Here is a 20,148-nt window from a genome sequence, read left to right on the forward strand (position 1 = left end):
AAAACCAATATTTACCGAAACAGGATGCTTGAGCCCCTCAGGGCGCTTTATTGAGAAACCTAAACCCGTGTACACGCTCTAAATCGAAATTAATGGAAGTGTTTTGAGTTTTTACACAGCCTCGGCCGATTTGAGTCGCCTGTATCAATTTGAGCAATTGGGCACTATTCGACCTCTTTCAGACTCTCCAAAGCTAAGTAACTCGCCACCAAACAATACTGAAAAATTAGTTTTCTATAATGGGAAATATGATGAACAGCAAACCAATATTAGAAGAGAGCGAGAAATCTGCCCTCTACCAAAAAGGTATGGAAGAGTTGCATAAGCAGCTTGGATCTTCGGCGGATGAATACATTAGGCAACTTAAGTCCATTTCCGAGGAGTTTGCATGGGTCAATGTTGCCTTTCCTTTTGGTGAGCTGTACTCCAGAAATATACTCGACTTAAAAACTAGAGAGTTATGTACTATTGCAGCTCTGACGGTTCAAGGTTTCGCCTTGCCACAATTAAAACTTCATATAAGGGCTGCACTTCGATGTGGTGCTTCACGCCCTGAGGTTGCTGAAGTGATCACGCAAATGACTGCTTACTGCGGATTCCCGGCGGCGACCAATGCACTTTTAATCATGAAGGATGTCTTTGATGATGAATCGAAACAGGAAGAATGATTGGGGTATTTAAACTCGCTTTTTAAGCTTGTCCATTCAATCTCCTGAAGATAGTCATGACTGATTGATTAACAAAAATAGAAGGTCTCCTACTAGCCGAAAGCAGGCTATCGAGAAAAGACTGTTAATTAACCGCGTCTCATTCGCAGAGTCTCAAATAAGCACACTGCTGCTGCAGTGGATACATTGAGAGATTCCACTCTTGGATCAATCGGGATTGATACCCCCTTGGCTTGAGCCAGAAGGTCTTCAGACACTCCCTGCCCTTCACTACCCATTACCCAAGCAACTGGGTGGAGTAAATCTTTTTTAAGGGAATAAAGGTCTTGCTCTGCATCTGCTGTAGCCGCCAATAAAGGTGCAGTCACGGCACTCAGTAATTGTTGGTTAGACCAGCCCTCATATAAATCTAGAAGTTTGTGAGCGCCCATACCAGCACGCAATACTTTTGTAGACCATAGATGGGCGCAGCCTGATAAAGCAATCACTTGGGTAAAGCCTGCGGCTGCTGCAGTGCGCAGAATAGAGCCTACGTTACCCGCATCTTGTACTCGATCCAATATCACCACATCGCCATTAAAGGTTGCAACGGATTGAGGTGTTGTGAGCGTGGATCTAGGAAGATCGAGTAAGCCTGCAATATGTGGCGCATTCACCAAATCAGAAAGCAAGTCCCAGAGTGCGCTATCTAACTGGAATACCTTGGCCTCTGGACAGATCTCGAGATGTTCGTAGACGGCTTGTGCGATCTCTACATTCTTGAGACCGACTTCTGATGTGAGGAGAGCTCTTAAAGCAGGATCACCCACCCAAGTTTGAACTAGATGAATGCCTTCCAATAATGCTTGGCCGCTAGCGAGCCTAGCCTTCTGCCCTTTAGATCCGGTGGCCTGTAGGTTGCGAATCTCCTTAAATAGCGGATTCTCTTTGGAGGTGATGAGATCGAAGTTCATGACTTAATGGTTTTGATTTTCGAGAACTTTGCGCACTGGTGAAAAACTTCTTCTGTGTTGATCGCATGTGCCATATTGTTTAAGTGCAGCAAAATGGGCTTCCGTTGGATAACCCATATGTTGTGCAAATCCATATTCTGGATGACGCTCATGCAATATTTGCATCTGTCGATCACGAGTAACTTTGGCGACTATCGATGCCGCAGATATTGCAGGCTCCTTAGCATCACCCTTAACAATTGCTTCTGCAGCAATTGGCAACTCTGGGCAAAGATTGCCATCGATCAACGCTTTATCAGGCCAAGCGCCTAAGCGAGTGGTTAGATCTTCGATTGCCCTGCGCATTGCCAGCATCGTGGCCTGCAAAATGTTAATCTCATCAATCTCGGCTGGACTGGCTTCACCAACACCCCAAGCCTTTGCCTTTTCCATGATCTGCTCATAGAGATATTCACGACGAATAGCAGTTAATTTCTTAGAATCTTTTAAACCTTCAATTGGATTACTGGGATCGAGCACTACGGCACCAGCAACCACCGCACCAACTAATGGTCCTCGCCCTGCTTCATCTACGCCGCAGATCCAAATCAGACTCATATGCTTGTTTTGTTCTTGCGTTGATTGGCAATAGTTTGTGCTATCGCTTGCGCAACTAATAAACCCGTAGGACGACGCAAAGTTTCATGCATCTGGGCAAAGCGTTCTTTGAGCTTAGCAACTTTAGCTGGATGCTCTAACCAAGCCTGTACGGCATGAGCTAGTTTTTCTGGAGTGGCATCATCTTGCAGAAACTCAGGAACAATAAATTCGCCGCACAAGATGTTTGGTAGACCTACATAAGGCATATAGCCTTGGCGCTTCATGATCTGCGCAGTTAACCAAGGCACCTTATAAGAAATCACCATCGGCTTTTTCCACAAAGCCGCTTGTAAGGTAGCTGTGCCGCTTGCAATCAACACTACGTCTGAAGCTTCTAGCACTTCATCGGCCATGCCATCTAGCAGATGAATCTGAATATCTGGATTGCTGTTTTTTGTCTTGAGTAAAAGTTGCTCAAGAGGCTCGCGTAATTGTGGTGTTGCCACCGGAATTAAAAAGTTGAGCCTCTGCCCCTTTAATCTCTTGGCTAATAACTGCATCGTTTCAAAAAAGACGGGGGCTATGAGCTCAATCTCTGATCCACGGCTTCCAGGGAGCACTGCAATAACGAGACCGTCAAGGGATTCTGCCTGTAAATTCAGGTGTTCGCTTATCTTTTCTCGCGCTTGCTGAATATTTGGCTCAAGTAGAATTTCGCTGGCCAAGGGATGCCCCACATAAGTAGATGCCACACCAGCTTTGTCATAAATTTCAGTCTCAAAAGGGAAGATGCAAAGCATGCGTTCCACTGCTTGGGAAATTTTCTTGATGCGCCCTGCTCTCCATGCCCAAATAGAAGGTGAGACCAAATGCAAAGTTGGGATACCTGCTTTACGTAATTGCAACTCGACACCCAAATTAAAATCCGGCGCATCAATTCCCAAATAAACATCTGGGCGACCTTCATTGAGTAGATTTTGAATCAGCTCTTTACGCAGCTTCAGAATGGCTGGAAGCTGCTTAATAGCTTCAACATAACCTCGCACACTTAAGGTTTCCATGGGCCAATTAGAGCGCATGCCTTCAGCCTGCATGCGGGGACCGCCAATACCATACACCTCTAAACCAGACATGTCTGGAATTTGATTTAGCGCACTAAGAACTGGCGCCGCTAAAAGATCGCCAGAAGGTTCGCCAGCTACACAAGCTAACTTTGGCAAAGTAATTCCGTTACCGAATAATGCCGCGAGTAGAGGCGGCAATGAAATCATGGAACTGCGCGAGCTTTTCTGCAGTTTGAGTGTCTGCAGAGTTTGCAGCAACCATTTTCTGGATTTCTACCTTAGCCTCTTCAAAGCTGAGGCCATCTTTATAGAGAATCTTATAAGCTTGACGCAAGGCCGAAATTGTCTCGCTTGAGAAGCCACGACGCTTTAATCCCTCGACGTTAATGCCATGAGGAGAAGCCTTATCTCCAGCAGCAATCACAAATGGAGGAATGTCTTGCACTAAAGCGGATGCACCGCCAAGCATGGCATGTTGACCAATGCGCACAAATTGATGCACACCGGACATGCCACCCATAATCGCCCAATCATCTACTTGCACGTGCCCTGCTATTTGCGCATTGCTTGAAAAGATGGTGTGATTACCAACCTGACAGTCATGCGCAATGTGAACGTAAGCCATGATCCAGTTGTCATTGCCGATGCGAGTAATGCCCTCGTCTTGTGACGTACCCGTATGAATCGTCGTGAACTCACGAACAGTGTTGCGATCACCAATAATCAACTGCGTTGGCTCGCCACGGTATTTCATATCTTGCGGAGGACCACCAATGGCTGCAAAGTGGGCAAAGCTATTATGCGCACCGATTGTGGTGTAGCCCTCAATCACCGTATGAGACCCTACTTTAGTACCAGCGCCAATCTTCACGTTAGGACCAATGACAGAGTATGGGCCAACCTCAACATCACTAGCTAGTTCAGCCTTACTGTCTACTACAGCAGATGCATGAATCCGAGTCATTACGCGCCTTTCGAACGAACTGCACAAGTAATATTAGCCTCTGCAGCAATCTCACCATCCACAGTAGCCTGAACCGTAAACTTGTATATGCCAGCACGTTCGCGCTCTAACTTGGCAGTCATGATTAACTGATCGCCAGGCAATACGGGCTTTTTAAAACGTGCCCCATCAATGCCAGCAAAGTAATAGATTGCATCCTCGGCACGCTCTTCAGAGAAAGTAAGCAAAGCAGCTGTTTGAGCTAAAGCCTCAATAATCAACACACCAGGCATGACTGGGAAATCCGGAAAATGACCCTGAAAGAAAGGCTCATTCATGGTGACGTTTTTTAATGCGGTGATACTTTCACGCGGGGTAATTTCTAATACGCGATCTACCAATAGGAATGGGTAGCGATGCGGTAGCAATTGAAGAATCTTATTGATGTCGATTGCGATTGGTGTGCTCATAAATGACCCGCTGAAAAGTAAATATTAATTTTGGTTTTACAGAATCTCAAGATTCAGTAGTTTTGTTTTTATCTAACAAGCGCAAGCGCTGACGTATTTTATCTAGCCCACGCAAAATGGCCGCATTTTTCTCCCAGGCGCCGTGGAGCATTGATGGATAAACGCCTGTGAAATGCTGTCCAGGCTCTGTAATAGATCGAATAATGGAAGTATTACCAGACACCGTCGTTCTGTCGGCAATCGTGAGATGACCCGCAAAGTTTGCTGCGCCGCCAATGATGCAGAAATTGCCAATTTTAGTACTTCCAGATACAGCTGCACACCCAGCGACAACACAGCAATTACCTATTACTACGTTATGCGCTATTTGCACCTGATTATCAATTTTTGTTCCTGCGCCCACAACCGTATCACTCATCGCGCCACGATCAATTGTGGTTGAAGCGCCAATCTCGACATCATTGCCAATGACCACTCGCCCCGTCTGAGGAATCTTGACCCACTCACCGCCCGTAGCAGAAAAGTCTGGGGCAAAACCAAAGCCATCGGCGCCGATGACTGCGCCGCTATGAATAATGCAACGCTCACCAATCTGAGTGTTGTAATAAATAGAAACAGATGGATAGATCAGCGTATCGCTTGCAATAATGCTATCCCTGGCAATGATGGAATTTCCCAGAATAGAAACACGTTCGCCTAACTTTACGCCCTCGCCAATCTGAACAAATGGTCCGATGTGGCAGGAAGATGGAACGCTTGCAGTGGAATCAATAACTGCACTAGGATGTATTCCGGGAGCGTAGATTGGGCTAATCACTTTTGCAAAGTATTGCGCCATTCTGGCAAAAGTAGCGTATGGATTTTTAGAAACAAAGTACACCCGCTTTGCGGAATGAGCGCTAGGATTTGCCTGCAAAAACTCTAAATCAGACTTGCCAACAATCAATGCTCCAGCAGCGCTATCACTAGCTTGCTGTCTATAAAGCGGATTGGAAAGAAAGGAGATTTGATCTGGCTGCGCTCGCTCCAAAGGAGCGAGGCCAGTAAATCCATGGGAAGCCTCCCCCACCAAGCTTGCTTGAAACTGTTCGGCCAGCTCAATGGCGGTCGGCATAAAGCTTACTTCTGGCTATTTAAAGCCTTGATAACGTCATCGGTTACATCGGCCTTAGGACTGACATAAGCTGCTTCTTGAACAATGACATCAATTTTTCTTTGTTCTGCAATTTGCTTCAACACTGCATTTGCTTTTTCTGCAATCTTGGCGCGCTCCTCAAAAGTGCGCTGATTAAGATCTTCAGTAAATTCGCGTTGCTTGCGTTGTAGTTCACGATCCTGATCAGCCAACTCACGTTGGCGACGCACGCGCTCAGCTTCATTCATAACCGCAGCATCACGATCTAACTTTTCAGCAGCAGATTTAATTTTTTGAGCGCTATCGCGCAAATCGTTCTGGCGCTTAGTAAATTCATTTTGCAAACGAGTTTGCATTGCTTTAGCTAGGTTGGACTCGTTGAAGACTTTCTCAGAATTCACAACCGCAACGCGCGTTCCTGCATCTTGAGCAAAAACTTGAGGGGCTGCGATTGCTGTCATCGCAGCAATAACGCCAACTTGAATCCATTTGGAAGATTGATAAAGCTTCATAAAACTTTCCTTAAACAATTAAAACGCTGTACCCACTTGGAACTGCAAACGCTGAACGTTATCCGTTGGTTGTGACTTATACGGAATACCGTAGCTAAATTTCAGTGGCCCTAAAGGTGATATCCATGATAAACCCAATCCATAGGAATATCTCAGAACTAGATTGATGTTTTCCCCAAACGCATTACCGCCGTCCACGAAGGTAAATAGGCGCAAGGTCTTATCAACGCCCGAACCTGGAACAGGGAAGGTGTATTCCACATTAGTAACAATTTTCGACTGACCGCCCGTAGGCTGGTAGGAACCAACAATGGTGTTGTAGTACTGAGGGCCCAAAGAGCCAGGAGCATAGCCACGAACAGAGCCAATACCACCCACATAGTAGTTTTTAGTAATCGGGAAGGGCTTGCTGCCATAAGCCTCGCCATAGCCAACCTCACCATTAAAGGACAAAATATTGCCTCTTGAGAATGAGTGGTATTTCTGGTACTGGCCATAAATACGATAAAAAGTGAGATCTCCAACAGGGGTTCCCACTTCAGCAGAGAGCTGCTGCAAGGAACCGTCAGAAGGAATCAAAGTGCTATCGCGACCATCACGCGCCCAACCGACTGTTAGGGGTACGTTGTATGTTTGCAAACGGCCTGGCACTGTTCCACCATAGCTAGTTACATAATTCTGATAAGGGATCGGCGTATTGGTGGTGGCATAAATACTGAACACCTCAATACCTGTTCCAAAGAACACGCGATCAACTTCGGTATACGGAACACCAAATTTAATGTTGGAGCCAACTGACTTAATTTGATAATCCGGATCGCCAGCATAGTACAAAGGCTTGGATGAACGATAGTAAAGATCGGTATAACGACTAATGCCATCTTCCGTAAAGTACGGGTCGTAATTTGAGAGCGTTAGATTTTGAGTAATCTTACCTAGCGACGCATTCAAACCAATCGCAGTACCAGTACCAAACGCGTTATCCTGATTAACACCGGCAGACAAAATCAATTTCTCAGTTGAAGAAAAGCCTGCGCCAAGGGTGACGGCACCCGTTGGCTTTTCTGTAACCTTCACATTCACATCCACCTGATCAGGGGAACCCGGAACATCTTCCGTGGTGATATCAGTTTCAGTGAAATAACCCAAGCGACCCAAACGCTTTTTAGATAAATCGATTTTGTCGCTATCAAACCAAGAGCTTTCAAACTGACGCATTTCGCGGCGAACCACCATGTCACGAGTTTTTGCATTTCCAGAAATTGCCACTTGGCGTACATAGATACGACGCCCCGGATCAACCACTAATGTAAGGTCAACCTCGGCAACGTCACGACGAATATCTGGTTGCGGATTGATAGTTGCGAATGCATAGCCATAAGAACCCAATATCTCAGCAATTGCCTTGGTGCTCTCGGTTAATTTAGCTGATGAGAAAGTATCCCCAGGCTTCAAAACAACCAACTGCATCAACTCTGCTTCTTTGCCTAAAGTTTCTCCTGCTAAGCGCACATCCTTAACGGTAAATTTTTTACCTTCACGAATACTAATGGTGAGGTAGATGCCCTTTTTATCCGGGGTAATCGACACCTGAGTGGACTCAATTACAAACTCGAGATAACCACGATTAAGGTAATAAGATCGAATGGACTCTAAGTCGGCAGTTAACTTTTGCTTAGAATAAAGATTGTCTTTGCTGTACCAAGACAACCAACCGCCAGTTTTTAACTGCATCTCGCTTTTTAGCGTACCCTCGCTAAAGACATCATTACCAATAAAGTTAATCTCTTGAATTTTGGCAACAGGGCCTTCATCAATATTAAAGTAAATAGCAACTTGGTTACGTTCAACCGGGGTAACCGTAGCGACTACCTCAGCCGCATACATACCTTTACCAACGTATTGGCGCTTTAATTCTTGCTCGGCCTTATCAATCAGGGCTTTGTCGTAAAAACGCGCTTCAGCAACACCCACTGTTTTTAAGGACTTACGCACGATCTCGGGATCAAACTCTTTCATTCCCGTAAATTCAATACGAGAAATGGTTGGGCGCTCTTCCACGATCACAATCAGAACGTTGCCCTGCTCTTGAATTTGCACATCCCTGAAGAACCCAGTGCTATACAAGGCCTTAATCGATTCGGCACCTTTTTCTTCGGTAAAGGTATCGCCTACTTGAACGGGCAAATAACTAAATACCGTTCCAGCCTCTACGCGCTGCAAACCTTCAACGCGAATATCTTTCACCACAAATGACTCGGCCGCAGAGGCATTCAAACTCAACCCAAGCGCAGAAAATACCAAGATATGGGTAATAAATCGGGCAAAAATACGGAAAGAACGTGTCAGAGGATTCAAGGCGAAATATAGCGTTGTAAATCGTTAAACAAGGCCAGTAATGACATAGAGATCAGCAAAATAAAGCCCACTTTTTGGAGGCGCTCCTGCGTTGATGTCGAAATCTGCTTACCAGCGACCAACTCCCATGCATCATACAGTAGCTGACCCCCATCAAGCATCGGAAAGGGGAGCAAATTCAACAAACCAATGCTAATGCTCATAAGTGCCAAAAAGGCCAAAAATGGCTGCCACCCTACCTGGGCTGATTTCCCAGCCATGTCCGCAATACTGAGGGGTCCACCCAGCTGTTTTAAGGAGGTATTGCCGGTAAACAAACCAGCCATTAGCCTTGCAGAAACCTTCGTAATTACCCACACCCTCTTTGTGGCAAAAATGAGGGCGTCTACCGGCCCTAATTTCAGGTCCTGCCATTGCGCCAGCGGTGTTAGTGCAGGCAGAATGCCCAGGGCCAATATCGGATCCTGATGAGGGCTAATTTTGGGTAACTCATTAGCATGAAAGGACTTTATTGAGCTTCCACCAGTAGGCGTTTCTAACTCTAGAGCAAATCCTCCCGCTCCGGTAAGCGCATCCATCAAGCTCCAACGCAAGGCATTCCAGCTCGGTACGGGGTCAAAATCCCCCAAAAGGGGCGTGCCACCCTCTTCAGACCCCAAATTCTGCCAACCAATTACCCGATCACCCGCTATTACCCCCAGCTTGGCAGCAACAGAATGCTCAGGGGGGTTTTGCAGAACGGCTGGTAATTGTGGGGCGCCAGAAATATAGATCAGGGCAAAAAAGACAATCGCTAAAAAGAAATTGGCTAATGGGCCCGCGGCCACAATCAAAGATCTCTGCCATAAGGACTTTTGATCAAACGCTTCAGATTTATCAGCGGGAGCAATCACTTGCTGACGATCTCGACCATCGAGCAATTTCACATAGCCGCCCAATGGGATTGCAGCCAATACCCACTCTGTTTTATTTTTTGCGCGGTAAGTGAATAACGGTTTACCAAAGCCAACAGCAAAGCGAAGGACTCGAACCCCGCAACAGCGAGCTGCAAAAAAATGGCCGAACTCATGAAAGCTAACCAACACGCCCAGGGTTAACAAAAAAGCTGCAAGAGTAATTAATGCCTGCAAAGAATATCCTTCACTACCACTTGTGCCGCCTGACGAGCACGAGCATCCACATCCAAAATTAATTCTAGCGAGTCTGCATTGACGGAAGAAATAGAGTTCAACACGCTCTCCACTACATGCGGAATTTGTAAATACGGCAGACCTTCATCTAAGAATGCTGCTACTGCAGTTTCATTAGCAGCATTCAGAACAGCCGGTGCAGTACCACCAGCCTTAGCAGCAGCAAACGCCAAAGAAAGACAAGGGAAACGTTCTAGCTCTGGATCAGTAAAACTTAAGTTTGCCAACTGCGTCAAACTGAGCGGGGCTACACCTGCTTCGATACGCTCTGGCCATGCTAGACCATAAGCAATAGGAGTTCGCATATCGGGCTGACCCAGTTGAGCAAGCACAGAACCGTCACGATAACGAACCATTGAATGCACAACGCTTTGCGGATGGATTAATACTTTAATTTTTTCTAAAGGCAAACCAAACAACCAAAACGCCTCGATCACTTCAAGGCCTTTGTTCATCATCGTTGCAGAATCAACCGAAATTTTTCTACCCATCACCCAGTTCGGATGTGCGCAAGCTTGCTCGGGAGTAATGCTGGCCAATTGATCAAGTGGCGTATTTCTGAATGGTCCACCGGAGGCAGTCAACCATAGCTCTTCAACCCCCAAACTCGGATTAGGGGCTTTAGAAAATTGATTTGGTAGACACTGAAAGATGGCATTGTGCTCACTATCGATTGGCAGCAATTCTCCGCCCCCCGCCTTCATCGCCTGCATAAACAAATCGCCAGACATCACCAAGGCTTCTTTATTGGCGAGTAACACTCTTTTGCCAGCTTTTGCAGCAGCCAAGGTAGGCACCAATCCTGCGGCACCTACAATCGCAGCCATAACGGTATCGCAATTCGATTCAGTAACAGCGCCAACTAAAGCTTGCGGTCCATGCAAGACCTGGGTATTGATTTTTTTCTCGAGCAAAAGCTTACTTAAGCGAGCGGCGCCATCAGCATCCGCTACTACCGCAATATTGGGTCTAAATTCAGCACATTGCTCAGCCAGCAAATCTACCTGCTTTGCTGCGGTAAGTGCGACTACCCTAAAGCGATCTGGGTGGGCACGAATCACATCGAGCGTATTAACGCCGATGGAGCCAGTAGAGCCTAGGATAGCGACCTGCTTGACTGGCATTACACAAATCCCGCCAAGAGCGCTGCGATGGGCATTGCCGGAATCAAAGCATCTACCCGATCCAATACGCCACCATGTCCTGGCAATAAATGACTGGAGTCTTTGACGCCAGCTAAACGCTTTAACTGAGACTCAAATAAGTCCCCAAAAATACTGAAGGCCGTTAATACCGTCACCATGAGGAACATGGGAACCCAACCAAAGCGAATGGCCCAGGCGCCAAACAAAGTCGATTCAAAAGGCAAAAAGTAAACGCACAAGAATGCATAAACATAGCAAAGTATTAAACCGCCGATAGCACCTTCAATCGATTTACCCGGACTAATTTGCACGGCAAGCTTGTGTTTACCAAACGCCTTACCAACAAAGTAAGCGCCAATATCGGCAATCCACACTAGAGCCATACTACTAAGCAAAAAGATCAGGCCTAACTCACGTAAGAACACCAATGCAAACCAAGTGGCTGGCAATAAAATGAAGCCGAGCACCACATAAAAAGGTCGCAGCTTTTCCAGCGAAAGATTCATGCCTTTGGCTAATATAAATGGCGCAATAAAGAACCAGAAAATGACAGCTAGAAGTAATAAAGCGAATTGCCAGGAGGCATTCTGCATGCCTAGAAAAAACAAAATAATGGCCAAGCAAAATAATGCGTATAGCCAGGCAGCACGTCCTGCCTCAGGCGCTAATAAGCGACTCCACTCCCAAGCAGCGGCCAACAATGCCACCAAAAAGAATACGCCAATGTACATTGCGGGGAGTAAAAATAGAATAGGCAGCAATACCGCCAATAGAACAAGGGCGGTAATGACTCGGGTTTTTAACATGGGGAATTAAACTTAGTAATTAGCAGCGTCAAACTGCATCGCTCACGGCTTGAGATGCAAGCTGAGCACTGGTACGACCAAAACGGCGCTCGCGCTGGCTAAACCAGTCAAACGCCTTGTGCAATTCTTTTTCATCAAAGTCAGGCCACAAAATATCTGTGAAGTACAGCTCGGTGTATGCAAGCTGCCATAACAAGAAATTGCTTACACGCTGCTCACCACCGGTACGAATAAACAAATCCGGCTCTGGTGCGTAAGCCATTGAAAGATGTGGCTGAAGCAATTCTTCAGTAACCTGTTCTGGCTTTAAATTGGGATTAGCAGAAAGGCATTGGCGCATTGCCTGCAAGATATCCCAGCGACCACCATAGTTAGCAGCAATCGTAAAAGTTAACCCTTTGCACCCAGCAGTCTTTTGTTCTGAGAATTGCACCATCTCCTGGATAGCAGAATCAAAACGGCTCAAGTCGCCAATTAAACGCAAAGCAATATCATTTTCCGCCAAACGAGACACTTCACCCTTCAGTGACTTCAGGAATAACTTCATCAAGAAACCTACCTCTTCTGGTGGGCGTCGCCAGTTCTCTGAACTAAAGGCAAATACCGTAAGGTATTCAACACCAAGCTTGCGGCATTCTTCAACGATTTTTCGCACAGCGCTCAAACCTTCTGAGTGCCCCGCAACGCGAGGCATCATGCGCTTACTAGCCCAACGCCCATTACCATCCATGATGATCGCCACATGGCGAGGTATAGCACTTACCTCTGGGATGGCTAGGGTGGAACTAGAGTGTTGAGTCATGGGGGCTAAAAATACAAAACGGCCTTAAACCGTCATGATTTCTTTTTCTTTTTCAGAAACGATCTTATCGACATCGATCACTGCTTTATCCGTCATCTTCTGTATGTCATCAGTAGCGCGACGCTCTTCATCTTCGGAAATTTCTTTATCCTTAGTGAGACGCTTTAAATGCTCATTCGCGTCGCGACGTAAATTACGAACAGCAATCTTAGTTTCTTCGCCCTCATTCTTCACAACCTTAGTGAGGTCGCGGCGACGCTCTTCAGTCAAAGCAGGCATTGGCACGCGGATTACCGTGCCTTGAGAGGCTGGATTTAGACCCAAGTCTGAATCACGAATCGCTTTTTCAATAACCGCAACCATCGTCTTTTCAAATGGTTGAACATTAATGGTGCGCGCATCCGCTAAGCCTAGGCTGGCAACCTGACTTAATGGTGTTGGATTACCGTAGTAATCCACCTGAATATGCTCCAGAATTCCTGGGTTAGCACGGCCAGAGCGAATCTTGGCTAAATTGGTCTTCAAAGCCTCAAGAGACTTTTGCATCTTTTGATCGGTATTGGTTTTAATTTCTGCTGCGGACATCAGGCCTCCTATTAAACGTGTACTAAAGTACCTTCAGGTTCACCTTGCACTACACGCATTAATGCGCCTGGCTTGAGAATTGAAAATACTTTGATTGGTAATTTGCGATCGCGGCACAATGCAAATGCAGTTGCATCCATGACTTGCAGATTCTTGATTAATGCTTCGTCAAACGTAATGGTTTTATATAAGGTGGCAGTTGGATCTTTTACTGGATCGGCACTGTAAATACCATCCACCTTCGTTGCTTTGAGCATAATCTCGACACCCATCTCAGCCCCACGCAGAGCGGCAGCAGTATCAGTAGTGAAGAATGGATTACCAGTACCCGCTGCGAAAATAACCACTTTCCCTTCACCCATCGCGCGAATTGCGCGTGGACGAATGTAGGGCTCAACCACTTGATCCATACGGAGTGCAGATTGCACGCGCGCTTCAACACCTTTTTGACGCAACGCATCTTGCAATGCTAAAGAATTCATCATGGTTGCCAACATACCCATGTAATCGGCAGTTGCGCGATCCATGCCGGCGGCACCACCTGCAACTCCGCGGAAAATATTTCCGCCGCCAATCACAATCGCTAGCTCCACTCCGATATTCACAATAGCGGCGATTTCCTTAACCATGGAATCGATAGTGATTGGATTGATGCCAAAAGCATCATCGCCCATAAGGGCTTCACCAGATAGTTTTAGGAGGACTCGTTTGTAGGCTGGCATGTTTTTTATTTTCCGTAATTTGCCAAGTAATTTACTTACTTAGCTTATTGATCTTTAAGCACTTTTTAATATCTCTGCCAAATTATAAAGGGCTTGAGAAGGATCAAAGAAAAGGGCACAGAAACTAAGGTTTCTATGCCCTTTTGGGTATTACCAAGCAGTGGGGCAAGCCCCAAACTAGCCTATTAAGCTGTTGCTTTAGAAGCGGCAGCCACTTGTGCGGCTACTTCAGCCGCAAAGTCGTCTTGACGCTTCTCAATGCCCTCACCTACAACAAACATGGTGAAACCCTTGATTGTTGTATTTGCAGCCTTGAGCATTTGCTCTACAGATTGCTTGTCGTTTTTAACGAAAGTTTGGTTCAACAAAGAAACCTCTTTGAGGTACTTCTGAATAGAACCTTCAACCATCTTTTCAACGATTTCTGGTGGTTTACCAGATTCAGCAGCTTTTTGAACAGCAACGCTTCGCTCAACAGCAATTGCTTCAGCAGGAACGTCAGCCATAGACAGGGCCACTGGCTTCATTGCAGCAATGTGCATTGCTACATCTTTAGCAGCAGTCTCGTCACCTTCGAACTCAACCATGACACCAATACGAGCGCCATGGAGATAGGAAACCAACTTGTTGCTACCAGAAAAACGCTTAAAGCGACGTGGCATGATGTTCTCGCCGATCTTACCGATCAGTGCGCTACGAACCTCATCAACAGTTTGACCATTCAATGGCAATGCTAACAATGCAGCAACGTCAGCCGGGTTCTTTTCAGCAACCAACTGCACGCAGTCATTTACAAATGCCAAGAAATCGTCGTTCTTAGAAACGAAGTCAGTTTCGCAGTTCACTTCTAACAAGGCACCAGTAGTACCATTGATAGAAGTAGCAACAATACCTTCAGCCGTAACACGAGAAGCTGCTTTACCAGCTTTGCTACCCAGCTTTACACGCAGAATTTCTTCTGCACGAGCCATATCACCATCAGCCTCAGTCAAAGCTTTTTTGCACTCCATCATCGGAGCATCAGTTTTGGCGCGTAAGTCGCCAACCATTGCAGCGGTAATAGCGGCCATTATTCAGCTTTCCCTTCTTCAACAAACTCTTCTTCGCCTTCTTTAACTGCTGTCAAGATTTCTTGAACAGAGTTAGCTTTGCCTTCGAGGATTGCATCTGCAATGCCGCGTGCGTAAAGGAGAACCGCTTTGCTGGAGTCATCGTTACCAGGAATGATGTAATCAACACCTTCTGGTGAGTGGTTGGTATCTACAACAGCGATTACTGGAATACCAAGCTTGTTAGCTTCAGTAATAGCAATCTTGTGATAGCCAACGTCCACTACAAAAATTGCATCAGGAACGCCATTCAAATCTTGAATACCGCCAAGTGCTTTTTGCAATTTGTCGAGATCACGGTCATTAGTCAAAGCTTCTTTCTTGGAGAGCTTTTCCCAGTCACCAGCTTCTTTAGCAACTGCCATGTCTTTCAAACGCTTGAGGGAACCTTTAACAGTTTTGAAGTTGGTGAGTGTGCCACCCAACCAACGGCTGTCGATGTAAGGCATACCAGCACGAGCAGCTTCTTCAGCAATGATCTCGCGTGATTGACGCTTAGTACCAACAAATAAAATAGTGCCACGATTAGAAGCAACTTGTTTTGCAAATTTCAGGGCGTCCTGAAACATTGGCAATGTTTTTTCCAAGTTGATGATGTGGATTTTGTTGCGATGACCGAAAATGAATGGGGCCATCTTTGGGGACCAGAAGCGAGTTTGGTGACCAAAATGGCAACCGGCTTCCAGCATTTGACGCATAGTTACTGACATAACTTCTCCTAAGGGTTGGTTCTAAAGTTGAGTCCTAGCTGCGCTAAAAAACGCCACCCTGGAAGGCTCAACTCGCGATTTCAAGTCCAAAATAGACCCGAGACCAAAATTATAGCTTAAATATCAATGCTCTAGCCACCCTCACCCCCAAGCAATAAAAGGGGTCAACTCTCAAAATAGGCCCTAGAAGCCCCAAAAATGGGATATTTGCCTAAAATTTAGGCAATATGACCAAGCCAAAACTATCCAAGTCGTTGATAATCAAGGCATGAATAGTGTATTTACCGCAGAAAAAGACATCCTTGGGATGCGCGAAGCTGGCCGCTTAGCTAGCGAAGTTTTGGACCATGTGGCTCCCCACGTTAAGGCGGGAGTTACCACGGGCGAATTGGATCGGATTTGTCATGAATACATGCGCGATGTCCAAAAGACCATTCCGGCTCCATTAAATTATCAGCCGCCTGGATACCCTCCCTTTCCAGCATCCATCTGCACTTCCGTGAATGATGTGATCTGCCACGGAATTCCAGGCGACAAGGTTCTCAAAAATGGTGATGTTGTGAACTTAGACATTACCGTTATTACCCCCGATGGTTACTACGGCGACACTAGTCGCATGTTCATGGTGGGCGAAGTTTCTGTCATGGCAAAACGCCTTACACAAATCACATTTGAGTGCATGTGGTTAGGAATTGCTCAAGTGAAACCAGGTGCATCACTTGGCGATATCGGTCACGTAATACAGACCCACGCTGAAAAAGCAGGTTACTCAGTCGTGCGCGAATACTGCGGTCATGGCATTGGCAAAGTATTCCACCAAGACCCACAGATTCTTCACTATGGCAAACCAGGTACTGGTGAAAAGTTAGAAGTCGGCATGACCTTTACGATCGAGCCAATGATCAACGCGGGCAAACGAGATATTCGCACCATGCCTGACCAGTGGACCGTGAAGACAAAAGACCGCAGCTTGTCAGCCCAATGGGAGCATACGCTGTTGGTTACCCCAACAGGCGTTGAAGTGCTGACTTGGTCAGAAGGAAGCAACCCACCTCCTGATTGCGTTAAAGGCCTTTCATTTAGACCGACATTAGTAAGCGCTTAATAGAATGAGTCAGTCGCAAGCAGTTAGCAATGTTATTGATGCAGCTAGTCTACGTGCCGCTCGCGAAATTGCTTACGACGAGTTTAGAAAAACACAGTCTGTTGGTAAATTAACTAAGCAACTCTCTAAATTAAGCGATCAGCTCCTTTCCCATCTTTGGAATAGCTGCGGCTTAAATAATGAAGCCACCTTAGTCGCAGTTGGCGGCTTCGGTAGAGGCGCACTATTTCCTTACTCTGATATTGATATTCTGATTCTGCTTCCAGCCGATGAACAACAGGCTAGGGCTTTATCAAAGCAAGTAGAGCAATTTGTTGCAAGCTGCTGGGATACAGGATTAGAAATTGGTTCCTCAGTCAGAAATGTGGCTGAATGCATCTCTGAATCTGAGCAAGACATTACCGTGCGCACTTCCCTCCTAGAAGCAAGGCTGATTTGCGGTAAGAAGCAACTCTTTAATGACTTCGCCAAGGCTTTTGAAGCAGCGATGGATCCAAAGGCCTTTTTTCAGGCCAAGCAAGCTGAACAAATTCAGCGTCATTACAAATATCAGAACACCCCTTACTCCCTAGAGCCTAATTGCAAAGAGAGCCCTGGGGGCTTACGTGACTTACAGGTCATCACCTGGGTTAGTAAGGCTGCGCTATTGGGGGACACCTTCAAGGACCTCAATGAAGCTGGTCTGGTGACGCAGCGCGAACTCACTGAGCTCAAACGCAATCAACGTTTCTTGGAAACCCTGCGCGCCAACCTCCATTTGTTAGCGGGACGTAGGCAAGACGTTCTTGCATTTGATTTGCAAGCAGCATTAGCAGCATCGATGGGGATTAAAGAGGAATCTTCACGTCAAGCCAGCGAAGCCATCATGCGTCGCTACTACTGGGCAGCTAAAGCAGTAACCCAATTGAATGACGTTCTCTTGCAAAACATTGAAGCCCTGCTCTTTCCGCAAGAGTCCAAAACGATTCTCACCATTCCAGGCGAAGGTAACGAGCACTTTATTGAGCGTCAAGGGGTATTGGATATTACCGATCCCCAGCTTTTTCAAAATCATCCTGAACAGATTCTGAGAACCTTCTTGGTATTTGCCCAAGCATCGAATGTAAAGAGTCTGTCCGCAACTATTTTTAGAGCTCTCTATAACGCTCGTACCAAGATGGATAGCAAGTGGCGTGCCGACCCGATCAATAGAGCCCTGTTTATTGAGTTGCTAAAGCAACCTGAAGGCGTCAGTCGCGCCTTCCATCTCATGAATCGCAGCAGCGTGCTAGGTCGCTACCTCCCGGCCTTCCGCAAGATTGTTGGGCAGATGCAGCATGACTTATTTCATGTGTATACCGTTGATCAACACATCTTGATGGTGCTACGGAATGTACGCCGCTTCATGGTCGTTGAACATACCCATGAATTCCCCTTCTGCAGCAGTCTTATTGCTCACTTTGAGAAACCTTGGTTACTGGTTATTGCCGCACTCTTCCATGACATTGCCAAAGGACGTGGTGGTGATCACTCGCAATTAGGCAGAGCTGATATGCGCAAGTTCGCCAAAGATCATGGCTTAGATAAAAAAGATACCGAGCTATTAGTGTGGTTGGTTGCCGAGCACCTCAACATGAGTCAAACCGCTCAGAAACAAGACATCACCGATCCCGATGTAGTGAGAGCATTTGCTAAAAAAGTAGGTGATGAGCGCCATCTCACTGCGCTCTATTTATTAACCGTGGCTGACGTGCGCGGCACCAGCCCTAAAGTGTGGAATGCCTGGAAAGGCAAGCTACTTGAGGATCTATATCGTGCGACCTTAAGAGTCCTCGGCGGAGCCAAGACAGATGCCTCGTCAGAATTGGCACAACACCAAGAAGAGTCCAAGGCTAAATTACGCCTATATGGTATCAATGATGAATCTTATGAAGATTTATGGAAGCAATTAGATGTAGCCTTCTTCTCAAGACAGGACTCATCTGACATTGCTTGGCTCACACGTCATCTATACAACAAGGTGAATAGCGACCAACCGATTGTGAGAGCAAGACTGTCCCCCATTGGTGAAGGCTTGCAAGTGGCCGTTTACGTTAAAGACCAAGAAGATCTGTTTGCCAGAATCTGCGCCTACTTTGAAAGACATGGTTTCTCCATTTGGGATGCGCGTATTCACACGACACGCCATGGCTATGCTTTAGACACCTTCCAAATCTCCGGCAGTAACTTAGTGGATGAGGGTGGCAGCTATCGCGACCTTATCCAACTCGTTGAATTTGAGTTGACTGAGGCGCTCACCAACACACAGCCACTACCCAACCCAAGTATGGGTCGCCTCTCTAGACAATCGCGCACTTTCCCAATTCAGCCACGCGTTCACATGGTTCCAGATGATCGGGGCAGATATTACACGCTGGCACTTTCGGCGAGTGACCGCACTGGCTTGCTTTACACAATCTCTAGAGTATTGGCGAAGCATCAGGTATCCATTCATACCGCCAGAATTAATACACTGGGAGAAAGGGTCGAAGACGTTCTATTACTGGATGCAGCAAACCTCGGTAAGAATCCCAAGCTACAGATACAGCTTGAGACAGAATTACTTGAGGCCTTAGGGGCTTAAAGCAATTTAGCTAAAGCACGTTGGATGCGAATGCTTTCAATATCGCTAAAAGCAAACCACTTACATTTAATATCTTCTTCAGATTGCTCTTGTCGTAGGGCTCGCAACCTATAAAGTAGATCTATGTGCAAATGAGCACTCTCACCCTTTTTGGGATTCTCAGGAATCTCGTGAATATCAATGTCAATGGGCTCTTGACTGTTGGCATCTAGCTCGCAGATATAACCAGTTTCCTCATATACCTCCCTAATGGCAGCTTCAACTGGTGAATCCCCTTCATCAATATGACCTCCAGGCTGAAGCCAATGCTTGATATATGGATGAAAGATTAACAGAACCTTGTCAGCTTTAATGACTAAACCACTTGCGGTGATATGCCCAATTCGATTGGTTCTTCTAAAAGAAGATTCATAATTTAAAATCGCATTCACCCGATCTTTAAACGGAGAGATTGATTTAATACCTTCAAGTTTTTGGATGATATTTAAATTAAAATTATTCATTATTAAAGATGATAACTATCAGAACGCTAATTAAAAAAGAAAAAGAAATAAACAAAAAATCGACCCTGTAAATATTTCTGTGTAAGTTCACCGCGGGGCTATTGGTGAGCGCTGATGCGTTCACCAAATTCTATATCAAATCGATTGAGCGCTGCTCTCCAGTTCCGAATCGGCATCGTCCATCTCT

Annotated in this window: 20 protein-coding genes; 3 read left to right on the top strand and 17 right to left on the bottom strand. The window is 46.1% G+C overall.

The features are described from left to right. Positions 1–248: 248 nt before the first annotated feature. Positions 249–668, top strand: coding sequence for a carboxymuconolactone decarboxylase family protein (locus VC188_RS10990; protein ID WP_215321703.1), 420 nt, complete (start codon positions 249–251; stop codon positions 666–668). Between the two features lie 128 nt (positions 669–796). Here the strand turns inward: VC188_RS10990 and VC188_RS10995 are convergent, their stop codons facing one another. The 16 genes from VC188_RS10995 to rpsB all read right to left on the bottom strand — a co-directional run bounded on the left by VC188_RS10995 (position 797) and on the right by rpsB (position 15,751). Next, positions 797–1,621, bottom strand: coding sequence for an RNA methyltransferase (locus tag VC188_RS10995; RefSeq protein WP_323483998.1), 825 nt, complete (start codon positions 1,619–1,621; stop codon positions 797–799). A gap of 3 nt (positions 1,622–1,624) precedes the next feature. Beyond that, positions 1,625–2,218 carry a ribonuclease HII gene (gene rnhB, locus VC188_RS11000; protein WP_216157320.1) on the bottom strand — a complete coding sequence of 198 codons (594 nt, stop codon included), beginning with the start codon at positions 2,216–2,218 and terminating at the stop codon, positions 1,625–1,627. After that, a complete protein-coding gene (gene lpxB, locus VC188_RS11005) occupies positions 2,215–3,426 on the bottom strand; it encodes a lipid-A-disaccharide synthase (RefSeq protein ID WP_416350511.1) in 1,212 nt (403 codons plus the stop codon). The genes rnhB and lpxB overlap by 4 nt, the downstream gene beginning before the upstream one ends. A gap of 4 nt (positions 3,427–3,430) precedes the next feature. Next, positions 3,431–4,228: an acyl-ACP--UDP-N-acetylglucosamine O-acyltransferase gene (gene lpxA / locus VC188_RS11010; RefSeq protein ID WP_216191102.1), complete on the bottom strand. Its 798-nt coding sequence runs from the start codon at positions 4,226–4,228 to the stop codon at positions 3,431–3,433. Continuing rightward, positions 4,228–4,677: a 3-hydroxyacyl-ACP dehydratase FabZ gene (gene fabZ / locus VC188_RS11015; RefSeq protein ID WP_216191101.1), complete on the bottom strand. Its 450-nt coding sequence runs from the start codon at positions 4,675–4,677 to the stop codon at positions 4,228–4,230. The genes lpxA and fabZ overlap by 1 nt, the downstream gene beginning before the upstream one ends. Positions 4,678–4,723: 46 nt before the next feature. Next, positions 4,724–5,791 (bottom strand): UDP-3-O-(3-hydroxymyristoyl)glucosamine N-acyltransferase, encoded by a 1,068-nt coding sequence (lpxD, locus tag VC188_RS11020; RefSeq protein WP_323484000.1) that lies wholly within the window; start codon positions 5,789–5,791, stop codon positions 4,724–4,726. Positions 5,792–5,796: 5 nt separating this feature from the next. Further along, positions 5,797–6,324, bottom strand: coding sequence for an OmpH family outer membrane protein (locus VC188_RS11025; RefSeq protein ID WP_216157329.1), 528 nt, complete (start codon positions 6,322–6,324; stop codon positions 5,797–5,799). 18 nt (positions 6,325–6,342) lie between these two features. Next, entirely contained in the window at positions 6,343–8,673 is a 2,331-nt protein-coding gene (gene bamA, locus VC188_RS11030) for an outer membrane protein assembly factor BamA (RefSeq protein WP_416350512.1), read from the bottom strand. A gap of 5 nt (positions 8,674–8,678) precedes the next feature. Beyond that, a complete protein-coding gene (locus VC188_RS11035; RefSeq protein ID WP_323484001.1) occupies positions 8,679–9,812 on the bottom strand; it encodes a M50 family metallopeptidase in 1,134 nt (377 codons plus the stop codon). Continuing rightward, entirely contained in the window at positions 9,800–10,996 is a 1,197-nt protein-coding gene (gene ispC / locus VC188_RS11040) for a 1-deoxy-D-xylulose-5-phosphate reductoisomerase (protein ID WP_323484002.1), read from the bottom strand. The genes VC188_RS11035 and ispC overlap by 13 nt, the downstream gene beginning before the upstream one ends. Continuing rightward, positions 10,996–11,823 (bottom strand): phosphatidate cytidylyltransferase, encoded by an 828-nt coding sequence (locus VC188_RS11045; RefSeq protein WP_215321693.1) that lies wholly within the window; start codon positions 11,821–11,823, stop codon positions 10,996–10,998. The genes ispC and VC188_RS11045 overlap by 1 nt, the downstream gene beginning before the upstream one ends. Positions 11,824–11,851: 28 nt before the next feature. Next, the gene (locus tag VC188_RS11050; protein ID WP_215321692.1) at positions 11,852–12,625 is read right to left on the bottom strand and encodes an isoprenyl transferase; all 774 of its coding nucleotides are present in this window, start codon (positions 12,623–12,625) and stop codon (positions 11,852–11,854) included. 24 nt (positions 12,626–12,649) lie between these two features. Further along, positions 12,650–13,210, bottom strand: coding sequence for a ribosome recycling factor (gene frr, locus VC188_RS11055; protein WP_215321691.1), 561 nt, complete (start codon positions 13,208–13,210; stop codon positions 12,650–12,652). Between the two features lie 11 nt (positions 13,211–13,221). Further along, entirely contained in the window at positions 13,222–13,932 is a 711-nt protein-coding gene (gene pyrH / locus VC188_RS11060; RefSeq protein ID WP_215321690.1) for a UMP kinase, read from the bottom strand. Positions 13,933–14,117: 185 nt separating this feature from the next. Then, the gene (tsf, locus tag VC188_RS11065; protein WP_323484003.1) at positions 14,118–15,002 is read right to left on the bottom strand and encodes a translation elongation factor Ts; all 885 of its coding nucleotides are present in this window, start codon (positions 15,000–15,002) and stop codon (positions 14,118–14,120) included. Then, positions 15,002–15,751, bottom strand: a complete 750-nt coding sequence (rpsB, locus tag VC188_RS11070) for a 30S ribosomal protein S2 (protein WP_011903288.1) — start codon at positions 15,749–15,751, stop codon at positions 15,002–15,004. The genes tsf and rpsB overlap by 1 nt, the downstream gene beginning before the upstream one ends. Positions 15,752–15,956: 205 nt before the next feature. Between rpsB and map the strand changes: the two genes are divergently transcribed. Together map and VC188_RS11080 are read left to right on the top strand one after the other, a co-directional pair. Beyond that, the gene (gene map / locus VC188_RS11075) at positions 15,957–16,856 is read left to right on the top strand and encodes a type I methionyl aminopeptidase (protein WP_215322273.1); all 900 of its coding nucleotides are present in this window, start codon (positions 15,957–15,959) and stop codon (positions 16,854–16,856) included. A 4-nt stretch (positions 16,857–16,860) separates the two neighbouring features. Further along, a complete protein-coding gene (locus tag VC188_RS11080; RefSeq protein ID WP_323484004.1) occupies positions 16,861–19,458 on the top strand; it encodes a [protein-PII] uridylyltransferase in 2,598 nt (865 codons plus the stop codon). On the opposite strand, the gene VC188_RS11085 is transcribed toward VC188_RS11080, so the two are convergent. Beyond that, complete coding sequence (locus VC188_RS11085) at positions 19,455–19,961, bottom strand: NUDIX hydrolase (protein WP_323484005.1); 507 nt, start codon at positions 19,959–19,961, stop codon at positions 19,455–19,457. The two genes, VC188_RS11080 and VC188_RS11085, sit on opposite strands and share 4 nt — an antisense overlap. Positions 19,962–20,148: the final 187 nt, after the last annotated feature.

Source organism: Polynucleobacter sp. MG-28-Ekke-A2 (assembly GCF_035012985.1).
Lineage (GTDB): Bacteria > Pseudomonadota > Gammaproteobacteria > Burkholderiales > Burkholderiaceae > Polynucleobacter.

What these genes read in the sequence shown, in the direction of transcription:
- fabZ (WP_216191101.1), bottom strand. Translation starts at nt 4,677, where the DNA reads ATGAGCACACCAATCGCAATCGACATCAATAAGATTCTTCAATTGCTA.
- rnhB (WP_216157320.1), bottom strand. Translation starts at nt 2,218, where the DNA reads ATGAGTCTGATTTGGATCTGCGGCGTAGATGAAGCAGGGCGAGGACCA.
- VC188_RS10990 (WP_215321703.1), top strand. Translation starts at nt 249, where the DNA reads ATGATGAACAGCAAACCAATATTAGAAGAGAGCGAGAAATCTGCCCTC.
- tsf (WP_323484003.1), bottom strand. Translation starts at nt 15,002, where the DNA reads ATGGCCGCTATTACCGCTGCAATGGTTGGCGACTTACGCGCCAAAACT.
- frr (WP_215321691.1), bottom strand. Translation starts at nt 13,210, where the DNA reads ATGTCCGCAGCAGAAATTAAAACCAATACCGATCAAAAGATGCAAAAG.
- rpsB (WP_011903288.1), bottom strand. Translation starts at nt 15,751, where the DNA reads ATGTCAGTAACTATGCGTCAAATGCTGGAAGCCGGTTGCCATTTTGGT.
- VC188_RS11025 (WP_216157329.1), bottom strand. Translation starts at nt 6,324, where the DNA reads ATGAAGCTTTATCAATCTTCCAAATGGATTCAAGTTGGCGTTATTGCT.
- VC188_RS10995 (WP_323483998.1), bottom strand. Translation starts at nt 1,621, where the DNA reads ATGAACTTCGATCTCATCACCTCCAAAGAGAATCCGCTATTTAAGGAG.
- VC188_RS11045 (WP_215321693.1), bottom strand. Translation starts at nt 11,823, where the DNA reads ATGTTAAAAACCCGAGTCATTACCGCCCTTGTTCTATTGGCGGTATTG.
- VC188_RS11050 (WP_215321692.1), bottom strand. Translation starts at nt 12,625, where the DNA reads ATGACTCAACACTCTAGTTCCACCCTAGCCATCCCAGAGGTAAGTGCT.
- VC188_RS11080 (WP_323484004.1), top strand. Translation starts at nt 16,861, where the DNA reads ATGAGTCAGTCGCAAGCAGTTAGCAATGTTATTGATGCAGCTAGTCTA.
- ispC (WP_323484002.1), bottom strand. Translation starts at nt 10,996, where the DNA reads ATGCCAGTCAAGCAGGTCGCTATCCTAGGCTCTACTGGCTCCATCGGC.
- pyrH (WP_215321690.1), bottom strand. Translation starts at nt 13,932, where the DNA reads ATGCCAGCCTACAAACGAGTCCTCCTAAAACTATCTGGTGAAGCCCTT.
- VC188_RS11085 (WP_323484005.1), bottom strand. Translation starts at nt 19,961, where the DNA reads ATGAATAATTTTAATTTAAATATCATCCAAAAACTTGAAGGTATTAAA.
- lpxA (WP_216191102.1), bottom strand. Translation starts at nt 4,228, where the DNA reads ATGACTCGGATTCATGCATCTGCTGTAGTAGACAGTAAGGCTGAACTA.
- lpxD (WP_323484000.1), bottom strand. Translation starts at nt 5,791, where the DNA reads ATGCCGACCGCCATTGAGCTGGCCGAACAGTTTCAAGCAAGCTTGGTG.